Origin of the sequence: Pseudomonas sp. BP01 (genome assembly GCF_022760795.1) — a bacterium.
Taxonomy (GTDB): Bacteria; Pseudomonadota; Gammaproteobacteria; order Pseudomonadales; family Pseudomonadaceae; genus Aquipseudomonas; species Aquipseudomonas putida_Q.
In genome coordinates this window covers 18717-36084 of the sequence record NZ_JAFBKA010000008.1, presented here as the reverse complement: position 1 = coordinate 36084, position 17368 = coordinate 18717, and the positions used below count along the sequence as shown (strand labels likewise).

Annotated in this window: 13 protein-coding genes; 4 read left to right on the top strand and 9 right to left on the bottom strand. The window is 62.3% G+C overall.

The annotated features are described in order from the left end of the window. Positions 1 to 9: 9 nt before the first annotated feature. From mscK to trxC, 3 genes are all read left to right on the top strand, one after another. A complete protein-coding gene (mscK, locus tag JOY50_RS09375; protein WP_138736323.1) occupies positions 10 to 3318 on the top strand; it encodes a mechanosensitive channel MscK in 3309 nt (1102 codons plus the stop codon). Positions 3319 to 3363: 45 nt separating this feature from the next. Then, entirely contained in the window at positions 3364 to 4824 is a 1461-nt protein-coding gene (gene selO, locus JOY50_RS09370) for a protein adenylyltransferase SelO (protein ID WP_243055130.1), read from the top strand. Positions 4825 to 4960: 136 nt separating this feature from the next. After that, on the top strand, positions 4961 to 5395 hold the full coding sequence (trxC, locus tag JOY50_RS09365) for a thioredoxin TrxC (protein WP_243055129.1): 435 nt from the start codon (positions 4961 to 4963) through the stop codon (positions 5393 to 5395). Positions 5396 to 5398: 3 nt separating this feature from the next. Here trxC and JOY50_RS09360 read toward each other — a convergent pair whose 3' ends face one another. From JOY50_RS09360 to JOY50_RS09345, 4 genes are all read right to left on the bottom strand, one after another. Next, positions 5399 to 5755 (bottom strand): type II toxin-antitoxin system HigA family antitoxin, encoded by a 357-nt coding sequence (locus tag JOY50_RS09360; protein ID WP_016502031.1) that lies wholly within the window; start codon positions 5753 to 5755, stop codon positions 5399 to 5401. Then, positions 5745 to 6053 carry a type II toxin-antitoxin system HigB family toxin gene (locus JOY50_RS09355; RefSeq protein WP_016502032.1) on the bottom strand — a complete coding sequence of 103 codons (309 nt, stop codon included), beginning with the start codon at positions 6051 to 6053 and terminating at the stop codon, positions 5745 to 5747. The genes JOY50_RS09360 and JOY50_RS09355 overlap by 11 nt, the downstream gene beginning before the upstream one ends. Positions 6054 to 6121: 68 nt before the next feature. Further along, the gene (locus tag JOY50_RS09350) at positions 6122 to 6895 is read right to left on the bottom strand and encodes a ParA family protein (protein ID WP_016502033.1); all 774 of its coding nucleotides are present in this window, start codon (positions 6893 to 6895) and stop codon (positions 6122 to 6124) included. A gap of 76 nt (positions 6896 to 6971) precedes the next feature. Continuing rightward, a complete protein-coding gene (locus JOY50_RS09345) occupies positions 6972 to 7871 on the bottom strand; it encodes a LysR family transcriptional regulator (RefSeq protein ID WP_132844982.1) in 900 nt (299 codons plus the stop codon). A gap of 75 nt (positions 7872 to 7946) precedes the next feature. Between JOY50_RS09345 and JOY50_RS09340 the strand changes: the two genes are divergently transcribed. Beyond that, positions 7947 to 9224, top strand: coding sequence for an MFS transporter (locus tag JOY50_RS09340; protein WP_405045977.1), 1278 nt, complete (start codon positions 7947 to 7949; stop codon positions 9222 to 9224). A 116-nt stretch (positions 9225 to 9340) separates the two neighbouring features. Here JOY50_RS09340 and JOY50_RS09335 read toward each other — a convergent pair whose 3' ends face one another. The 5 genes from JOY50_RS09335 to JOY50_RS09315 all read right to left on the bottom strand — a co-directional run bounded on the left by JOY50_RS09335 (position 9341) and on the right by JOY50_RS09315 (position 17294). Beyond that, positions 9341 to 9688, bottom strand: a complete 348-nt coding sequence (locus JOY50_RS09335) for a YgiW/YdeI family stress tolerance OB fold protein (RefSeq protein WP_063423309.1) — start codon at positions 9686 to 9688, stop codon at positions 9341 to 9343. 115 nt (positions 9689 to 9803) lie between these two features. Beyond that, on the bottom strand, positions 9804 to 10868 hold the full coding sequence (gene hemE, locus JOY50_RS09330) for a uroporphyrinogen decarboxylase (protein ID WP_243055128.1): 1065 nt from the start codon (positions 10866 to 10868) through the stop codon (positions 9804 to 9806). 194 nt (positions 10869 to 11062) lie between these two features. Beyond that, positions 11063 to 12481 (bottom strand): FAD-dependent oxidoreductase, encoded by a 1419-nt coding sequence (locus JOY50_RS09325; protein ID WP_243055127.1) that lies wholly within the window; start codon positions 12479 to 12481, stop codon positions 11063 to 11065. Between the two features lie 123 nt (positions 12482 to 12604). After that, the gene (gene gltB / locus JOY50_RS09320; protein WP_019472104.1) at positions 12605 to 17050 is read right to left on the bottom strand and encodes a glutamate synthase large subunit; all 4446 of its coding nucleotides are present in this window, start codon (positions 17048 to 17050) and stop codon (positions 12605 to 12607) included. A gap of 19 nt (positions 17051 to 17069) precedes the next feature. Further along, positions 17070 to 17294 (bottom strand): hypothetical protein, encoded by a 225-nt coding sequence (locus JOY50_RS09315; RefSeq protein ID WP_132844974.1) that lies wholly within the window; start codon positions 17292 to 17294, stop codon positions 17070 to 17072. Between the last annotated feature and the right edge of the window lie 74 nt (positions 17295 to 17368).

The window sequence follows — 17368 nt, the reverse complement described above, 5'->3', positions numbered from 1 at the left end:
AGTTTGCCTATGTCCCTGCGCGTGTACCTTCGCACAGCCCTGCTCGGGCTGTGCCTGTCCCTTTCCTTTGCGGCCACCGCAGCAGAGGCCCCGACCACCGCCAGCATCCAGAACAGCCTCGACAAGATCGCCGAGCGCAAACTGCCCGAGGCTGACCAGAAAGCCCTGCAGCAAGTGCTCGAACAGACGTTGAGCCTGCTTGCCAGCAAGGAAGACAACGAAAAGAAGCTCGCCGCCCTCAAGCAGCAGCTGACCAGTGCCCCCAAGGAAACCAGTGACAGCCAGAAGGAGCTGGCCAGGCTCAAGGAAAGCAAGGCGCAGCCCGTCGCCCAACGCTACGCTGCACTCTCGGTGCCCCAGCTCGAGCAAATGCTCAGCGAACGCAACACCCAGCAGGGCGAGCTACAGAAGGCGCTGTCCGAAGCCAACAGCCTGATCATCAATTCGCAAACCCGCCCGGAACGCGCCCAGGCCGAAATCAGCAACAGCCAGGCCCGCGCCCAGCAGATCAACAACATCCTTAAAACCGGCAAAGACGGCGGCAAGTCGATCAACGCCGACCAGCGCAACCAGCTCAATGCCGAACTCGCCTCGCTCAACGCGCTGACCCTGTTGCGCCGCCAGGAACTGGCCGGCAACAGCCTGCTGCAAGACCTGGGCAATGCTCGTCATGATTTGCTGATCGAGCGCGCCGCGCGCCTGGAGCAGGAAATCCAGGACCTGCAGACTCTGATCAACGGCAAGCGCCTGGCCCAGTCCCAGGAAGCGGTCACCCAGCAGTCGATCGAGGCCCAGAAGGCCGGTGGCAGCAGCCTGCTGGCCACCGAAAGCGCGATCAACCTCAAGCTCTCCGACTACCTGCTGAAAAGCACCGACCGCCTCAACGAGCTGACCCAGCAGAACCTGCGCACCAAGCAGCAGCTGGACAGCCTGACCCAGGCCGACCAGGCGCTGGACGAGCAGATCAACGTGCTCAAGGGTAGCCTGCTGCTGTCGAAGATCCTCTACAAGCAGAAGCAGACCCTGCCGCACCTGAAAGTTGATCGCGACCTGGCCGACCAGATCGCCGACACCCGCCTGTACCAGTTCGAGGTCAACCAGCAACGCGAACAGATGAGCAGCCCGGTCACCTACGTCGACAAGCTGCTCGCCGCCCAGGCGCAGGAAGACGTGAACCCGCAGCTGCGCAAGGCCTTGCTGGACGTGGCGATCACCCGCAGTGACCTGCTGGAGCGGCTGAACCGCGAACTGTCGGCACTGCTCAACGAATCGATCACATTGCAGCTCAACCAGAAGCAGCTGCTGGGCACCGCACAGAACCTGCGTACCACCCTCGACGAGCAGATGTTCTGGATCCCCAGCAACAAGCCCTTGGACTGGGACTGGCTGAGCTATGTACCCGAGCGCCTGGCCGACCAGGTCGCCAACCTGCCGTGGGGCTCGGGCCTGAAAGAGCTGACCGACGGCCTGAGCCAGCGCCCGCTGCTGTTCCTGCCGCTGTTGCTGGTGATCGGCGCGCTGTTGTGGCGGCGCAAGTACCTGTACCAACGGCTGGGCAAGGTGCACCAGGACATCGGCCACTTCCGCCGTGACAGCCAATGGCACACGCCCCAGGCGATCCTTATCAACATCCTCCTGGCGATGCCGGTCAGCCTCGGCCTGGCGCTGTGCAGCTACGCCCTGCAGATCGACGCCCGCGGGCAAAACGCCAACCTGGGCGCCGCACTCTGGCAACTGGCCCAGGCCTGGCTGGTGTTCTACACCGCCTACCGCATCCTCGCCCCCGGTGGCGTGGCCGAAATCCACTTCCGCTGGCACAAGCCGCAGGTCGAGTTCCTGCGTGGCTGGGTACGCCGCCTGGGTACCGTGGTGCTGGCGCTGGTCGGCGTGGTGGCGGTGGCCGAGCACCAGCCTTCGGCGCTGGCCGACGACGTGCTGGGTATCGGCGTGGTGCTGACCTGCTATGCACTGATGGCCTGGCTGCTCAGCCGCCTGCTGCTCAGCAGCCCCGCACACCGCGACACCTCGCTGTTCCGCAGGGCCGTCGGCGTAGCGTTCACCGCCCTACCCATCGCCCTGTTCGTCGCCGTGTGTTTCGGCTACTACTACACCGCGCTGAAGCTCACCGACCGACTCATCTACACCCTGTACCTGCTGCTGTTCTGGCTGGTGATCGAGGCTGCGTTCGTGCGCGGCCTGTCGGTGGCGGCACGGCGCCTGGCTTACCAGCGCGCGCTCAGCAAACGGGCTGCGGCCAAGGAAGGGCTGGATGGCGAAGTCATCACCGAAGAGCCGACGCTGGACATCGAGCAGGTCAACCAGCAGTCGCTGCGCCTGATCCGCCTGGCCCTGCTCGGCGGCTTCATCGCCGGCCTGTACTGGGTGTGGGCAGACCTGATCTCGGTGTTTGCCTACCTCAACAACTTCGTCCTGTACGAATACACCAGCGGCACCGGCGCCGCCGCCAGCATGGTGCCGATAAGCCTTGGCGACCTGCTGGGCGCGCTGGTGATCGTCGGCATCACCTTCGCCCTGGCGGGCAACTTGCCGGGCCTGCTGGAAGTGCTGGTGCTGTCACGCCTGAACCTGGCGCAAGGCAGCGCCTACGCCACCACCACGCTGCTGTCGTACACCATTGTCGGCATCGGTATCGTCAGTACCCTGTCGACCCTGGGGGTAAGCTGGGACAAGCTGCAATGGCTGGTGGCCGCGTTGTCGGTGGGCCTGGGCTTCGGCATGCAGGAAATCTTCGCCAACTTCATCTCCGGCATCATGATCCTGTTCGAGCGCCCGGTACGGATTGGCGACACCATCACCATCGGCAACCTGTCCGGCACGGTGAGCAAGATTCGCATCCGCGCTACCACCATCACCGACTTCGACCGCAAGGACATCATCGTCCCCAACAAGACCTTCATCACCGGCCAGCTGATCAACTGGTCGTTGACCGACACGGTTACCCGGGTGACGCTGAAGCTGGGCATCGACTACGGCTCGGACCTGGACCTGGTACGCGACCTGCTGCTCAAGGGCGCACACGAAAACCCGCGCGTGCTCAAGGACCCGGAGCCGATCGTGTACTTCCTCAACTTTGGTGAAAGCTCGCTGGACCACGAGTTGCGCATGCACGTGCGCGACCTGGGCGACCGCAACCCGACGCTGGACGAGATCAACCGCTACATCAACCGCGAATTCAAGGCCCACGACATCAAGATCTCGGTACGCCAGGTGGAGGTGTTCCTGATGGACCAGAAGGGCGGCAAGCAGCAGCTGATTCCGCTGGAGCAACCTAAACCGGATGGCACTGCACAGGCCTGAGTGGGTTCGAATGCTTTATTCTGTGCTGAATCTCAGGAGCAGCCCGTGAAAGCCCTCGACCAACTCACCTTCGACAACCGCTTCGCCCGCCTGGGCGATGCGTTCTCCACCCAGGTGCTGCCCGAGCCCATTGCAGACCCGCGCCTGGTGGTAGCCAGCGAGTCGGCCATGGCCTTGCTCGACCTCGACCCCGCCCAGGCCGACCTGCCGGTTTTCGCCGAGCTGTTCAGCGGCCATAAGCTGTGGGAAGAAGCCGACCCACGGGCGATGGTCTATTCCGGCCACCAGTTCGGCTCGTACAACCCACGCCTGGGCGATGGCCGCGGCCTGCTGCTGGCCGAAGTGCTCAACGACAAAGGCGAGCACTGGGACCTGCACCTCAAGGGCGCCGGCCAGACCCCGTATTCACGCATGGGCGACGGCCGCGCGGTGCTGCGCTCGTCGATCCGCGAATTCCTTGCCTCCGAAGCCCTGCACGCCCTCGGCATACCCAGCAGCCGGGCGCTGTGTGTGATCGGCTCCAGCACCGCGGTGTGGCGCGAAACCCGGGAAAGCGCGGCCATGCTTACCCGCGTGGCGCAGAGCCACGTGCGTTTCGGCCATTTCGAGTATTTCTACTACACCAAACAGCCCAAGCAGCAGCGTGTGCTGATCGACCATGTGCTGGAGCAACACTACCCCGAATGCCGTGACGACGAACAACCGTACCTGGCCATGTTCCGCACCATCGTCGAGCGCAACGCCGAACTGATCGCCCGCTGGCAGGCCTATGGCTTCTGCCACGGGGTGATGAACACCGACAACATGTCGATCCTGGGCATTACCTTCGACTTCGGCCCGTACGCCTTCCTCGACGACTTCGACGCCAACTTCATCTGCAACCACTCCGACGACCGTGGCCGCTACAGCTACGCCAACCAGGTGCCCATCGCCCACTGGAACCTCAGCGCGCTGGCCCAGGCACTGACCACCGTGATCGAGGTTGAGCCGTTGAAGGAAGCGTTGGGGCTGTTCCTGCCGCTGTACCAGGCCCACTACCTGGACCTGATGCGCCGGCGTCTAGGCCTGACCACTGCCGAGGACGACGACATGGCACTGGTCGAGCGCCTGCTGCAGTGCATGCAGCGTGGTGGCGTGGACTACAGCCTGTTCTTCCGCAAACTGGGTGAACAACCGGTGGCCGAGGCGCTGAAGGTGGTGCGCGACGACTTCATCGACCTGGCCGGCTTCGATGCCTGGGGTACAGACTACCTGGCCCGCTGTGAACGTGAACCCGGCAATGCCGAAGGCCGCCGTGAACGGATGCATGCGGTGAACCCGCTGTATGTGCTGCGCAACTACCTGGCGCAGAAAGCCATCGAAGCGGCTGAAGCGGGGGATTACAGTGAAGTGCGGCAATTGCACCAGGTACTGACCAGCCCCTTCGAGGAACAGCCCGGGATGCAGGCCTACGCCGAGCGGCCGCCGGAATGGGGCAAGCACCTGGAAATCAGCTGCTCTTCCTGATTGATGATTGCTCTACCGGCCCTATCGCCGGCAAGCCAGCTCCCACAGGTAACGCGCCAGACTTGAGGCAAGCGGTACCCCTGTGGGAGCTGGCTTGCCGGCGATAGGGCCCGAACAAACAACACAAGGAATTGATATGTCCGACCCACTGGTAATCCCCTGCCCCCACTGCAACGGCCTCAACCGCCTGCCCGCCGAGCGTCTGGGCGATGCCCCGAAATGCGGCCGCTGCAAACAGGAGGTGCTGTTGAGCACCCCCTTCGAGCTCACCGAAGCCAGCTACGCCAGCCAGATCAAAGGCGACCTGCCGCTGCTGGTCGACATCTGGGCCGAGTGGTGCGGCCCGTGCAAATCCTTCGCCCCCACCTTCGAACAGGCTGCCCGCCAACTTGCCGGCCGCTGCCGCCTGGCCAAGCTCGACAGCGAAGCCAACCGCAACCTCGCCGGGCAACTGGGCATCCGCTCGATCCCCAGCCTGCTGCTGTTCAAGAACGGGCGCGAAGTCAGCCGCCAGGCCGGAGCGTTTCCACTCCAGTCGTTGCTGGAGTGGGTGCGTAGCCAAGGGGTCTAATTCTCAGGCATTTGCCAGTAGCGACTCATAGGGAATACGAAGGCCATCATGCAGGCGCTTGATCATCGAAAGGCTTAGCCCACGCTTCCCATTCAATACTTCCGATACTCGGCCGCTTGGGCCGATATATGGCTCAAGATCACGTGGGGTAAGGCCCTGCTGATCCATGCAGAACTTGATGGCCTCGATGGGATTGGCGGGATGAATGGGATAGTGCTTGTTTTCGTAGACTTCAATCAGTGTCACAAGCACCTCCATTTCATCAGCTTCTGGCGTGCCCGCTTCTGCCTGGAAAATGGCCTCGAGCCGCTGGAACGCGGCTCGAAGGTCGTCATCATTGCGGATCGGCTTAATATTCACAGACTGTCTCCACGTCAATCTCGTCGTAGCGCTTGTGCGTACCTACGAACTTCACCCAGGCAATACCGGCTCGATACTGCATCTCGACCACAAGCCGATACTTGTTCCCCCCGATGTTGAAAACCACGCGGTTCTTGCCGCAGATGCTGGCGTTGCCAATCTGATCTTTTACATCCTGTGGCGTTCGCCAGATAGCTTTGAGCGCCATATCGTGCCAGCTTTCCAAGGCCGCTTTGGCATCTTCATGCCCAGGCAATTCCCAGAACTTCACCAAGCTGCTTTTGGCAATGACGCGCATCCAAGCAAATCTCCCGTTTTGGGAGATTATGCTTGGGACTTGGATACAGTGCAAGCGTCAGGCAGGCGCTATTCGCTGCGCTCAAGCAAATCGTGCAACTCGACAAACTGCTGGGTCAGCTTGTGCCGCGGTTCCAGGTGAATCAGCGGCAGGCTGGCGTGGTGCGATTCGCGCATCTTCACCGAGCTGCCCAGGTACACCGGAAGCACCGGCAGGCCTTCGGCCAGAAGTTCGTCGAGCATCTGCTGCGGCAGGCTGGCACGCGACTGGAACTGGTTGACGACGATGCCTTCGACCATCAGGTCTTCGTTGTGGTCTTCCTTGAGGTCTTCGATCTCGGCCAGCAGGCCGTACAGGGCCTGGCGCGAAAAGCTGTCGCAGTCGAAGGGGATGAGCACGCGATCAGCGGCGATCAACGCAGAAACTGCATAAAAATTCAGCGCTGGCGGGGTGTCGATGTAGATACGCTCGTAGTCCTCGTCCAGCTCGTCGAGCAACTTACGCAGCTTGTTGATCTTGTGCTTGGCCTCAAGCTTGGGCTGCAGGTCGGCCAACTCGGCAGTGGCCGTGACCACGTGCAAGTTGTCGAACGGGGTTTCGTAGATGTCGACCTTGTTCTTCTTGCTGAACGGCCCGCTGGACAGGCTTTGCTTGAAGAAGTCGGCGATACCCATGGGGATGTCCTCGCCGGTCAGGCCGGTGAGGTACTGGGTCGAATTCGCCTGGGCATCCAGGTCGATCAACAGGGTCCGGTAGCCTTCATTGGCACTGACCGCCGCCAGGTTGCAGGCGATGCTCGACTTGCCCACGCCACCTTTCTGATTGAACACCACCCGCCGCATGAGAGACCTCCGTGTATCAACGAATGCCCGAGTATGTGGCGCCACTGCGGCAATGGCCAGCGCCATTTGACCCGTATTACCCCTGGCCGACCACCTGCCCCGTCAACAGCTCGGCAAACGCCTTGGCCATCACCGAATTGCCGCGCTCGCGCTGCACCAGCCACACCGCCGACATCGCCCCTTCGTCCAGCAGCGTGCGGTATACCACCCCTTCGATGCGCATGCGCTGGAACGACGCCGGCAACACCGACACCCCCAACCCCGCCGACACCAGGCCGATGATGGTCATTGCCTCTCCAGCCTCCTGGGCAAAGTGCGGGCTGAAGCCTGCCTGACGCGCCAGGCTGAGCAACTGCGCATGCAGGCCGCTGCCATAACTGCGCGGGAAGAATACGAACGGCTCGTGGGCCAGCGCCGCCATGTGCACCCCTTGTTCAGTGCCTTCAGCCAGCGGGTGCGAGGCGTTGATCACCGCCACCAGCGGCTCGCGGAACAGCTCGGTGGCCAACAAGCCTTCCGGCAACGGCATCGGTCGCATCAGCCCCACTTCGATGGACTCGTCGAACACCCCTTCGGCGACATCGCGGCTGCTCATTTCCTTGAGGTTCAGGTGCACCGCCGGGAACCGCTGACGAAAGGCATGGATGGCCTTGGGGATCTTCGAGGTGAATGGCGCAGACGAGGTAAAGCCGATCTTCATTTCGCCCAGTTCACCCAGCTGTGCCCGCCGGGCCACATCTGCGGCCTTCTCCACCTGCGCCAGCACCTGGCGGGCCTCTTCAAGGAACAGCCGCCCCGCCTCGCTCAGCTCGACCCTACGATTGGTGCGCTCGAACAACCGCGCCCCCAGTTCCTGCTCCAGGGCCTGGATCTGCTGGCTCAGGGGCGGCTGGGAAATGCCCAGCTGCTGGGCGGCACGGCCAAAGTGCAGCTCTTCGGCCACGGCGATGAAGTAACGCAGATGGCGCAGTTCCATGATCGACTCCCAACAGGTCGCAAAACGTCTTAAATAGGTCGAACAATATATTGGATCTAATCATTAGCCAGCTATATGCTTTTTTCATTGCGCCAGAGGTACCCGCCCGTGAAAATTGCTGCAGCCCCCCTTCCCGCCGAGCCAGAACCTGCCCTACTGAACGAAATGTGGATCGAAAAAGGCACCCCCGCCTTCATGAAGACCGTGCTGGCCCTGTTCAGCGGCGGCTTCGCCACCTTCGCCCTGCTGTACTGCGTGCAGCCGATGATGCCGCTGCTATCGAAAGAATTTGCCATCAACGCGGCGCAGAGCAGCCTGGTGCTGTCGGTTTCCACCGCCATGCTGGCGTTCGGCCTGTTGATCACCGGCCCCATTTCTGACCGCATCGGGCGCAAGCCGGTGATGGTCTTTGCCCTGGTGTGCGCCGCCCTCTCCACCCTCGCCAGCGCGGTGATGCCAAGCTGGGAACTGGTACTGGCCACCCGCGCCCTGGTTGGCTTGTCACTGAGCGGCTTGGCTGCTGTGGCCATGACCTACCTGAGCGAAGAAATCCACCCTCAGCACATCGGCCTGGCCATGGGCCTGTACATCGGCGGCAACGCCATTGGCGGCATGAGCGGACGGCTGATCACCGGCGTGCTGATCGACTTCGTCAGCTGGCACACCACCATGCTGACCATCGGTGGCCTGGCCCTGGTCGCCGCCCTGGTGTTCTGGAAGGTGCTGCCCGAATCGCGCAACTTCCGCCCGCAGATGATGAGCCCACGCAGCCTGCTGGACGGCTTTGTCATGCACTTCAAGGATGCCGGCCTGCCTTGGCTGTTCCTCGAGGCCTTCCTGCTGATGGGCGCCTTCGTCACCCTGTTCAACTACATCGGCTACCGCTTGCTGGCCGAGCCTTACCACATGAACCAGGCGCTGGTCGGCCTGCTGTCGGTGGTCTACCTGTCTGGCATCTACAGCTCGGCGCAAGTCGGCGCGCTGGCGGACAAGCTGGGCCGGCGCAAGGTGTTCTGGGCCAGTATCGTGGTAATGGCGGGTGGCTTGCTGATGACCCTGGCCAGCCCGCTGGCGATGGTGATCGTGGGCATGCTGGTGTTCACCTTCGGGTTCTTTGGCGCGCACTCGGTGGCCAGCAGCTGGATCGGCCGCCGGGCGCTGAAGGCCAAAGGGCAGGCTTCGTCGCTGTACCTGTTCAGCTATTACGCAGGCTCCAGCGTGGCCGGTACGGCGGGCGGGGTGTTCTGGCACCAGTGGGGCTGGAACGGTATCGGGCTGTTCATTGGCAGCTTGCTGGCGGTGGCATTGCTGGTGGCGCTGCACCTGAGCAAGTTACCACCCAAGACAGCCTGAGCATGGGGCTGCTTTGCAGCCCAATCGCCGGCAAGCCAGCTCCCACAGGAACCGACAAGGCTCATGACCTGTGGAGTACCTGTGGGAGCTGGCTTGCCGGCGATTTGGCCCTCAGATCAGTTGATGATCTCGACAATATCCACATCCACTTCGCGGCTCATCAGGTGCTTTTCCACCTCACCGGTCAGCTTGACCTTGGTCTTGTCGTTGAACGGCGTCGGTGGCAGGTCTTCGTCGTCGATTTCAACAGTGATGGTGCCGGTGTTGTCCTTGAACTCGTACTTGTCGTCGTTGTTGATCTTCTTGGTCACATACCCCTGCAGCACCACAGGCGTGTCATCGGCAGCGTCGTTGGCAGCTGCCACGGTGGTGACAGACTGGGCGCCAGGGCCGGTATAGCTGGCGGCCAGTGCAGCGGTGCTGAACAGAGGGGCGAGGATCAGGGCGAAATAACGTGCTTTCATGAGGATCGGGTCCTGTTTCGGTTTCGATGGGACCACATTAGCGACGTTCGCTGAATCAAAACTTAATGCAACAAAAAGCCCGGCACAGGGCCGGGCTTTGCGTTCAGCGATCAGATTACTGATGGTACTGCGCCGACAGCTCATGCACGGCGTTGATGAACACACCGGCATGCTCCGGGTCGACTTCCGGGGTAATGCCATGGCCAAGGTTGAATACGTGGCCGGTGCCGTGGCCATAGCTGGCCAGAATACGCGCCACTTCCTGGCGGATAGCCTCGGGCTTGGCGTAGAGCACGGTCGGGTCCATGTTGCCTTGCAGCGCCACTTTGTCACCCACACGGCGGCGCGCATCGCCGATCTCGCAGGTCCAGTCCAGGCCCAGGGCGTCTGCGCCGGCGTCGGCGATGCTTTCCAGCCACAGGCCGCCGTTCTTGGTGAACAGGATCACCGGCACCTTGTGCCCTTCGTGCTCGCGGATCAGGCCGCTGACGATCTTGCGCATGTAGGCCAGGGAGAATTCCTGGTAAGCCGCCGCCGACAGGTTGCCGCCCCAGGTGTCGAAGATCTGCACGGCCTGGGCGCCGGCCAGGATCTGGCCGTTCAGGTAGCTGGTGACCGACTGGGCCAGCTTGTCCAGCAGCAGGTGCAGGGCCTGCGGGTTGTCGTAGGCCATGGCCTTGGTCTTGCGGAAGTCCTTCGACGAGCCGCCTTCGACCATGTAGGTGGCCAAGGTCCACGGGCTGCCGGAGAAGCCGATCAGCGGCACGCGGCCATTGAGCTCCCGGCGAATGGTGCTGACCGCGTCCATCACATAGCCCAAGTCTTTCTGCGGGTCGGGGATCGGCAGCGCTTCGATGTCAGCCGGGGTGCTGATGACCTTCTTGAAACGCGGGCCTTCGCCGGTTTCGAAGTACAGGCCCAGGCCCATGGCGTCAGGGATGGTGAGGATGTCCGAGAACAGGATCGCCGCGTCCAGCGGGTAGCGCTCCAGCGGCTGCAGGGTGACCTCGCAGGCAAACTGCGGGTTCATGCACAGGCTCATGAAGTCACCGGCCTTGGCGCGGCTGGCGCGGTACTCCGGCAGGTAGCGGCCAGCCTGGCGCATCATCCACACCGGGGTGACGTCTACGGGTTGCTTGAGCAGAGCACGCAGGAAACGGTCGTTCTTCAGGGCAGTCATGTCGGCATCCGGAAAAATAGTGCGGGCATTTTCTCAGACGCCAGCGCAAAAGGCACGGCCATGGCCATGCGTTTTGTCTATTGGATGCTACAGATCAAGCGTTTTTGTATACAAAAGCTTCGCGGGCATGCCCGCTCCCACCGGTTCTACGCTTAACCCTGTGGGAGCGGGCATGCCCGCGAATAGGCCGAAAATCAGACTTCGAGATAGTCCAGGATACCTTCGGCAGCCGTACGCCCTTCGAAGATAGCCGTCACCACCAGGTCCGAACCGCGCACCATGTCGCCACCGGCAAACACTTTCGGGTTGCTGGTCTGGTGCTTGAACTTGCCTTTCTCCGGAGCCACCACACGGCCTTGGCTGTCCAGCTGGATATCATGCTGCTCGAACCACGGCGCGGGGCTTGGGCGGAAGCCGAAGGCGATCACCACGGCATCGGCCGGCAGGATTTCTTCGGAACCCGGGATCGGCTCAGGGCTGCGGCGGCCACGGGCATCCGGCTCGCCGAGACGGGTCTCGACCACCTTCACACCTTCAACCTTGTCCTCGCCGACAATGGCGATAGGCTGGCGGTTGTAGAGGAATTTCACGCCCTCTTCCTTGGCGTTCTTCACCTCTTTGCGCGAACCCGGCATGTTGGCTTCGTCACGGCGATAGGCGCAGGTCACCGCTTTGGCGCCCTGGCGGATCGAGGTGCGGTTGCAGTCCATCGCGGTGTCACCACCGCCCAGTACCACTACCTTCTTGCCCTGCATGTCGACGAAGTCTTCCGGCGACTTCTCGAAGCCCAGGTTGCGGTTGACGTTGGCGATCAGGAAATCCAGTGCGTCATGCACGCCCGGCAGGTCTTCGCCCGGGAAGCCGCCCTTCATGTAGGTGTAGGTACCCATGCCCATGAACACTGCGTCGTACTCGGCGAGCAGCTGTTCCATGGTCACGTCCTTGCCCACCTCGGTGTTCAGGCGGAACTCGATGCCCATGCCGGTGAACACTTCGCGGCGGTTGCTGAGCACGGTCTTTTCCAGCTTGAACTCAGGGATGCCAAAGGTCAGCAGGCCACCGATTTCCGGGTTCTTGTCGTACACCACCGGGGTTACGCCAGCGCGCACCAGCACGTCGGCGCAGCCCAGGCCAGCCGGGCCGGCGCCGATGATGGCGACGCGCTTGCCGGTTGGCTTGACCTTGGACATGTCCGGGCGCCAGCCCATGGCGAAAGCGGTGTCGGTGATGTACTTCTCCACCGAACCGATGGTCACCGCGCCGAAGCCGTCGTTCAGGGTGCAGGCACCTTCACACAGACGGTCTTGCGGGCACACGCGGCCGCACACTTCCGGCAGGGTGTTGGTCTGGTGCGACAGTTCGGCCGCCGCCAGGATGTTGCCTTCGGACACCAGCTTCAACCAGTTGGGGATGAAGTTGTGCACCGGGCACTTCCATTCGCAATACGGGTTACCGCAGCCCAGGCAGCGGTGCGCCTGGTCTACAGACTGCTGCGGCTTGAACGGTTCGTAGATTTCCACGAACTCCTTCTTGCGCTGGCGCAGCAGCTTTTTCTTCGGGTCCTTGCGGCCCACTTCGATGAACTGGAAGTCGTTGTTCAGACGTTCAGCCATTTTTCAAAACCTCTTTACAGCAGCTGCAAGCTACAAGCTGCAAGCCGCAAGACGATCACTTAAGCCGGGCAAACCTCGTACTGCCTTTACGTGCAGCTTGAGGCTTGCCACTTGCAGCTGTTTTTACTGCGGGTTGGCACGTGTGCTGGACAACAGTTGCTTCAGGTTGGCTGCCTTCGGCTTCACCAGCCAGAAGCGCCGCACGTAGTCGTCCAGGTTCTCCGAGAGCTCACGCCCCCACTCACTGCCGGTTTCTTCCACATACTCGCCAAGAACGCGCGCCAGATGGCTGCGGTAAGCCTCCATCGCTTCACCACTGATACGCTGGATTTCCACCAGCTCGTGGTTGAGCTTGTCGACGAAGCTATTGTCCATGTCGAGCACGTAGGCGAAGCCGCCAGTCATGCCAGAACCGAAGTTGTAACCGGTCTTGCCCAGGACGCAGACAAAGCCGCCGGTCATGTACTCACAGCAGTGATCGCCAGTGCCCTCGACAACAGCGTGGGCGCCGGAGTTTCGCACAGCGAAGCGCTCGCCCGCAGTGCCCGCGGCAAACAGCTTGCCGCCAGTGGCACCGTACAGGCAGGTGTTGCCGACGATGGCGCTGTGCTGGGTTTCGAACGGGCTGCCGGCGGGCGGCACGATGGTGACCTTGCCACCAGTCATGCCCTTGCCCACGTAGTCGTTGGCATCGCCTTGCAGGTGCAGGTTCAGGCCACCGGCGTTCCACACGCCGAAGCTCTGGCCCGCAGTACCCTTGAAGCGGAAGGTGATCGGGTTGGCGGCCATGCCCTGGTTGCCGTACAGCTTGGCGATTTCGCCAGAGATACGGGCGCCGATGGAGCGGTCGCAGTTGCAGATATCGAGGCTGAACTCGCCACCGGCCTGATCGCGAATCGCCGGCAGGGCCATGTCCACCATCTTCTCGGCCAGCTCGCCTTTGTCGAACGGCGGGTTCTTGTCGACTTCGCAGAATTGCGGCTTGTCTGCCGGAATGTGCGAGCTGCCCAGCAGCGGCGACAGGTCCAGGTACTGCTGGCGCTCGGTATCGCCTGGCAGCATTTCGAGCAGGTCGGTACGGCCGATCAGCTCGCCCAGGCTGCGCACACCCAGCTTGGCCAGCCACTCACGGGTTTCTTCGGCGACGAAGGTGAAGAAGTTGATCACCATGTCGACGGTGCCGATGTAGTGGTCCTTGCGCAGCTTGTCGTTCTGGGTGGCCACGCCGGTGGCGCAGTTGTTCAGGTGGCAGATGCGCAGGTACTTGCAGCCCAGGGCGATCATTGGCGCGGTACCGAAGCCGAAGCTTTCGGCGCCGAGGATGGCCGCCTTGATCACGTCCAGGCCGGTTTTCAGGCCGCCGTCGGTCTGTACCCGTACCTTGCCGCGCAGGTCGTTGCCGCGCAGGGTCTGGTGGGTTTCGGCCAGGCCCAGTTCCCACGGGGCGCCGGCGTACTTGATCGAGGTCAGCGGCGAAGCACCGGTACCACCGTCATAACCGGAGATGGTGATCAGGTCGGCATAGGCCTTGGCCACGCCAGCGGCGATGGTGCCCACGCCGGCTTCTGCCACCAGCTTCACGGACACCAGGGCCTGCGGGTTGACCTGCTTGAGGTCGTAGATCAGCTGGGCCAGGTCTTCGATCGAATAGATGTCGTGGTGCGGCGGCGGCGAGATCAGGGTCACGCCCGGTACCGCATAACGCAGCTTGGCGATCAGGCCGTTGACCTTGCCGCCCGGCAGCTGGCCGCCCTCACCAGGCTTGGCGCCCTGGGCAACCTTGATCTGCAGCACTTCGGCATTGACCAGGTATTCCGGGGTCACACCAAAGCGGCCGGTGGCCACCTGCTTGATCTTCGAGCTCTTGATGGTGCCGTAGCGCGACGGGTCTTCACCGCCTTCACCCGAGTTGGAACGCGCGCCCAGGCGGTTCATGGCCTCGGCCAGCGCTTCGTGGGCTTCCGGCGACAGTGCGCCCAGCGAGATACCGGCGGAGTCGAAACGCTTGAGGATGGCCTCCAGCGGCTCGATCTGCTCCAGCGCCAGTGGCTGATCGGCCACTTTCACCTTCAGCAGGTCGCGGATCATCGACACCGGACGCTGGTCGACCAGCGTGGTGTATTCCTTGAACTTGGCGTAGTCGCCCTGCTGCACGGCGGCTTGCAGGGTGTTGACCACGTCCGGGTTGTAGGCGTGGTATTCGCCACCGTGGACGAACTTCAGCAGGCCACCTTGCTGGATCGGCTTACGCGCGCTCCAGGCTTCGGCCGCCAACAGCTTCTGGTCGCTTTCCAGGTCTACGAAGCGCGCGCCCTTGATGCGGCTGGACACGCCCTTGAAGCTCAGGCCGACCACTTCCTCGGCCAGGCCGATGGCTTCGAACAGCTGCGCACCGCGGTACGAGGCGATGGTGGAGATACCCATCTTCGACAGGATCTTCAGCAGGCCCTTGGAGATGCCCTTGCGGTAGTACTTGAACACTTCGTCCAGGTCGCCCAGCACTTCGCCGGTACGAATCAGGTCAGCCAGTACTTCATACGCCAGGTACGGGTAGACAGCCGAGGCACCAAAGCCCAGCAGCACGGCGAAGTGATGCGGGTCACGGGCAGTAGCGGTTTCTACCAGGATGTTGCTGTCGCAACGCAGGCCCTGTTCGGTCAGGCGGTGGTGCACCGCGCCAACGGCCAGCGATGCGTGCACCGGCAGCTTGCCCGGAGCGATGTAGCGGTCGCTCAGCACCAGTTGGGTCTTGCCAGCGCGCACGGCTTCTTCAGCCTGGTCGGCGATGTTGCGAATGGCCGCTTCCAGGCCGACACTCTGCTCATAGTTGAGGTCGATCAGCTGACGGTCGAAACCTTCACGCTCCAGGTTCATCAGCGAACGCCACTTGGCGGGCGAAATGACCGGGGAGCTGAGGATGACCCGCGAAGCGTGCTCCGGGGACTCCTGGAAGATGTTGCGCTCGGCGCCCAGGCAGATCTCCAGCGACATCACGATGGCTTCGCGCAGCGGGTCGATCGGTGGGTTGGTCACCTGGGCGAACTGTTGGCGGAAGAAGTCGAACGGCGAACGCACACGCTGCGACAGCACGGCCATCGGCGTGTCGTCACCCATCGAACCAACGGCTTCCTGGCCCTGCTCACCCAGCGGGCGCAGCACCTGGTCACGCTCTTCGAAGGTGACCTGGAACATCTTCATGTATTGCTTGAGCTGGTCAGCGTCGTAACTGGCCGCGCCCTGGTCGTCGGTCAGCGTCGCCTGGATACGGGTGGCGTGCTGACGCAGCCAGCGCTTGTACGGGTGGCGCGACTTCAGGCGGTTGTCGATGGCGTCGGTGTCGAGGATCTGTCCGGTTTCAGTGTCCACGGCAAGGATCTGGCCCGGGCCGACACGGCCCTTGGCCAGCACTTCCTCAGGCTGGTAACCCCATACGCCGATTTCCGAGGCGATGGTGATGTAGCCATTGGTGGTGGTCACCCAGCGCGCCGGGCGTAGGCCGTTGCGGTCGAGCAGGCACACCGCGTGGCGGCCTTCGGTCATCACGATACCGGCCGGGCCATCCCACGGCTCCATGTGCATGGAGTTGTATTCGTAGAAGGCACGCAGGTCGGCGTCCATGGTCTCAACGTTCTGCCAGGCTGGCGGTACCAGCATGCGCACGCCGCGGAACAGGTCGATGCCACCGGTAACCATCAGCTCCAGCATGTTGTCCATGCTCGACGAGTCGGAACCGACGCGGTTGACCAGCGGGCCGAGCTCTTCGAGGTCAGGGATCTGGTCATTGGCGAACTTGGTGCGACGGGCCATGGCCCAGTTGCGGTTGCCGGTGATGGTGTTGATCTCGCCGTTGTGGGCGAGGAAGCGGAACGGCTGCGCCAGCGGCCATTTCGGCAGGGTGTTGGTGGAGAAGCGCTGGTGGAACACGCAGATCGCGGTTTGCAGGCGCTCGTCACCCAGGTCTGGATAAAACGCCGCGAGATCGCGGGGCATCATCAGGCCTTTGTAGATGATGGTCTTGTGCGAGAAGCTGCAGATGTAGTGGTCGCTATCGTGGGCGTTGGCCACCGACGAACGGCGACGGGCACTGAACAGCTTGATGGCGAATTCCTGGTCACTCAGGCCTTCACCACCGATGAACACCTGTTCAATCTGCGGCAGGCGCTCCAGGGCCAGGCGGCCGAGTACGCTGGTATCGATCGGTACCTTGCGCCAGCCGACCAGTTTCAGGCCAGCGGCGAGGATCTCGCGGTCCATGTTGGCGCGGGCAGCTTCAGCTTTCACCGGGTCCTGGTTGAAGAACACCATGCCGACGGCGTACTGCTTGGGCAGCTCGACGGCAAAGTGTTCCTGGGCCACGGCTCGCAGGAATTGATCGGGCTTCTGCATGAGCAGACCGCAACCGTCACCGGTCTTGCCGTCGGCGTTGATACCGCCGCGGTGGGTCATGCAAGTCAGCGCCTGCATGGCGGTTTGCAGAAGGTGGTGGCTCGGTTCGCCCGTCATATGGGCGATCAGGCCAAAACCACAGTTGTCCTTGAATTCTTCGGGATGGTACAGACCTGTTTTCATAGACACATTCTCACCAGGTTCACCTCTCAACGGAGGTAAATCTCTTTTTTAACAACCACTTACCATCCACGCCGATCAAACGCCAGCTTTTTTGCGGTGGCCATGGAAAACCATTGTTGCACAGCGACAGCGATGCCCACAAATTTTCATGTCTCACCATTGAAAATTTATGTCGCAATTTTGAATGTTTTTGCGCCATGCGCCGTGATAGCGGCTTGGCATGAGTCTGAAGCGTTTCAGCCATGACTGCAACTAGGGGCTTGTGGCCGGCAGTCTGGGACAGAAAAGCCTGCCGCGTTGAAACGCAGCAGGCTAGTC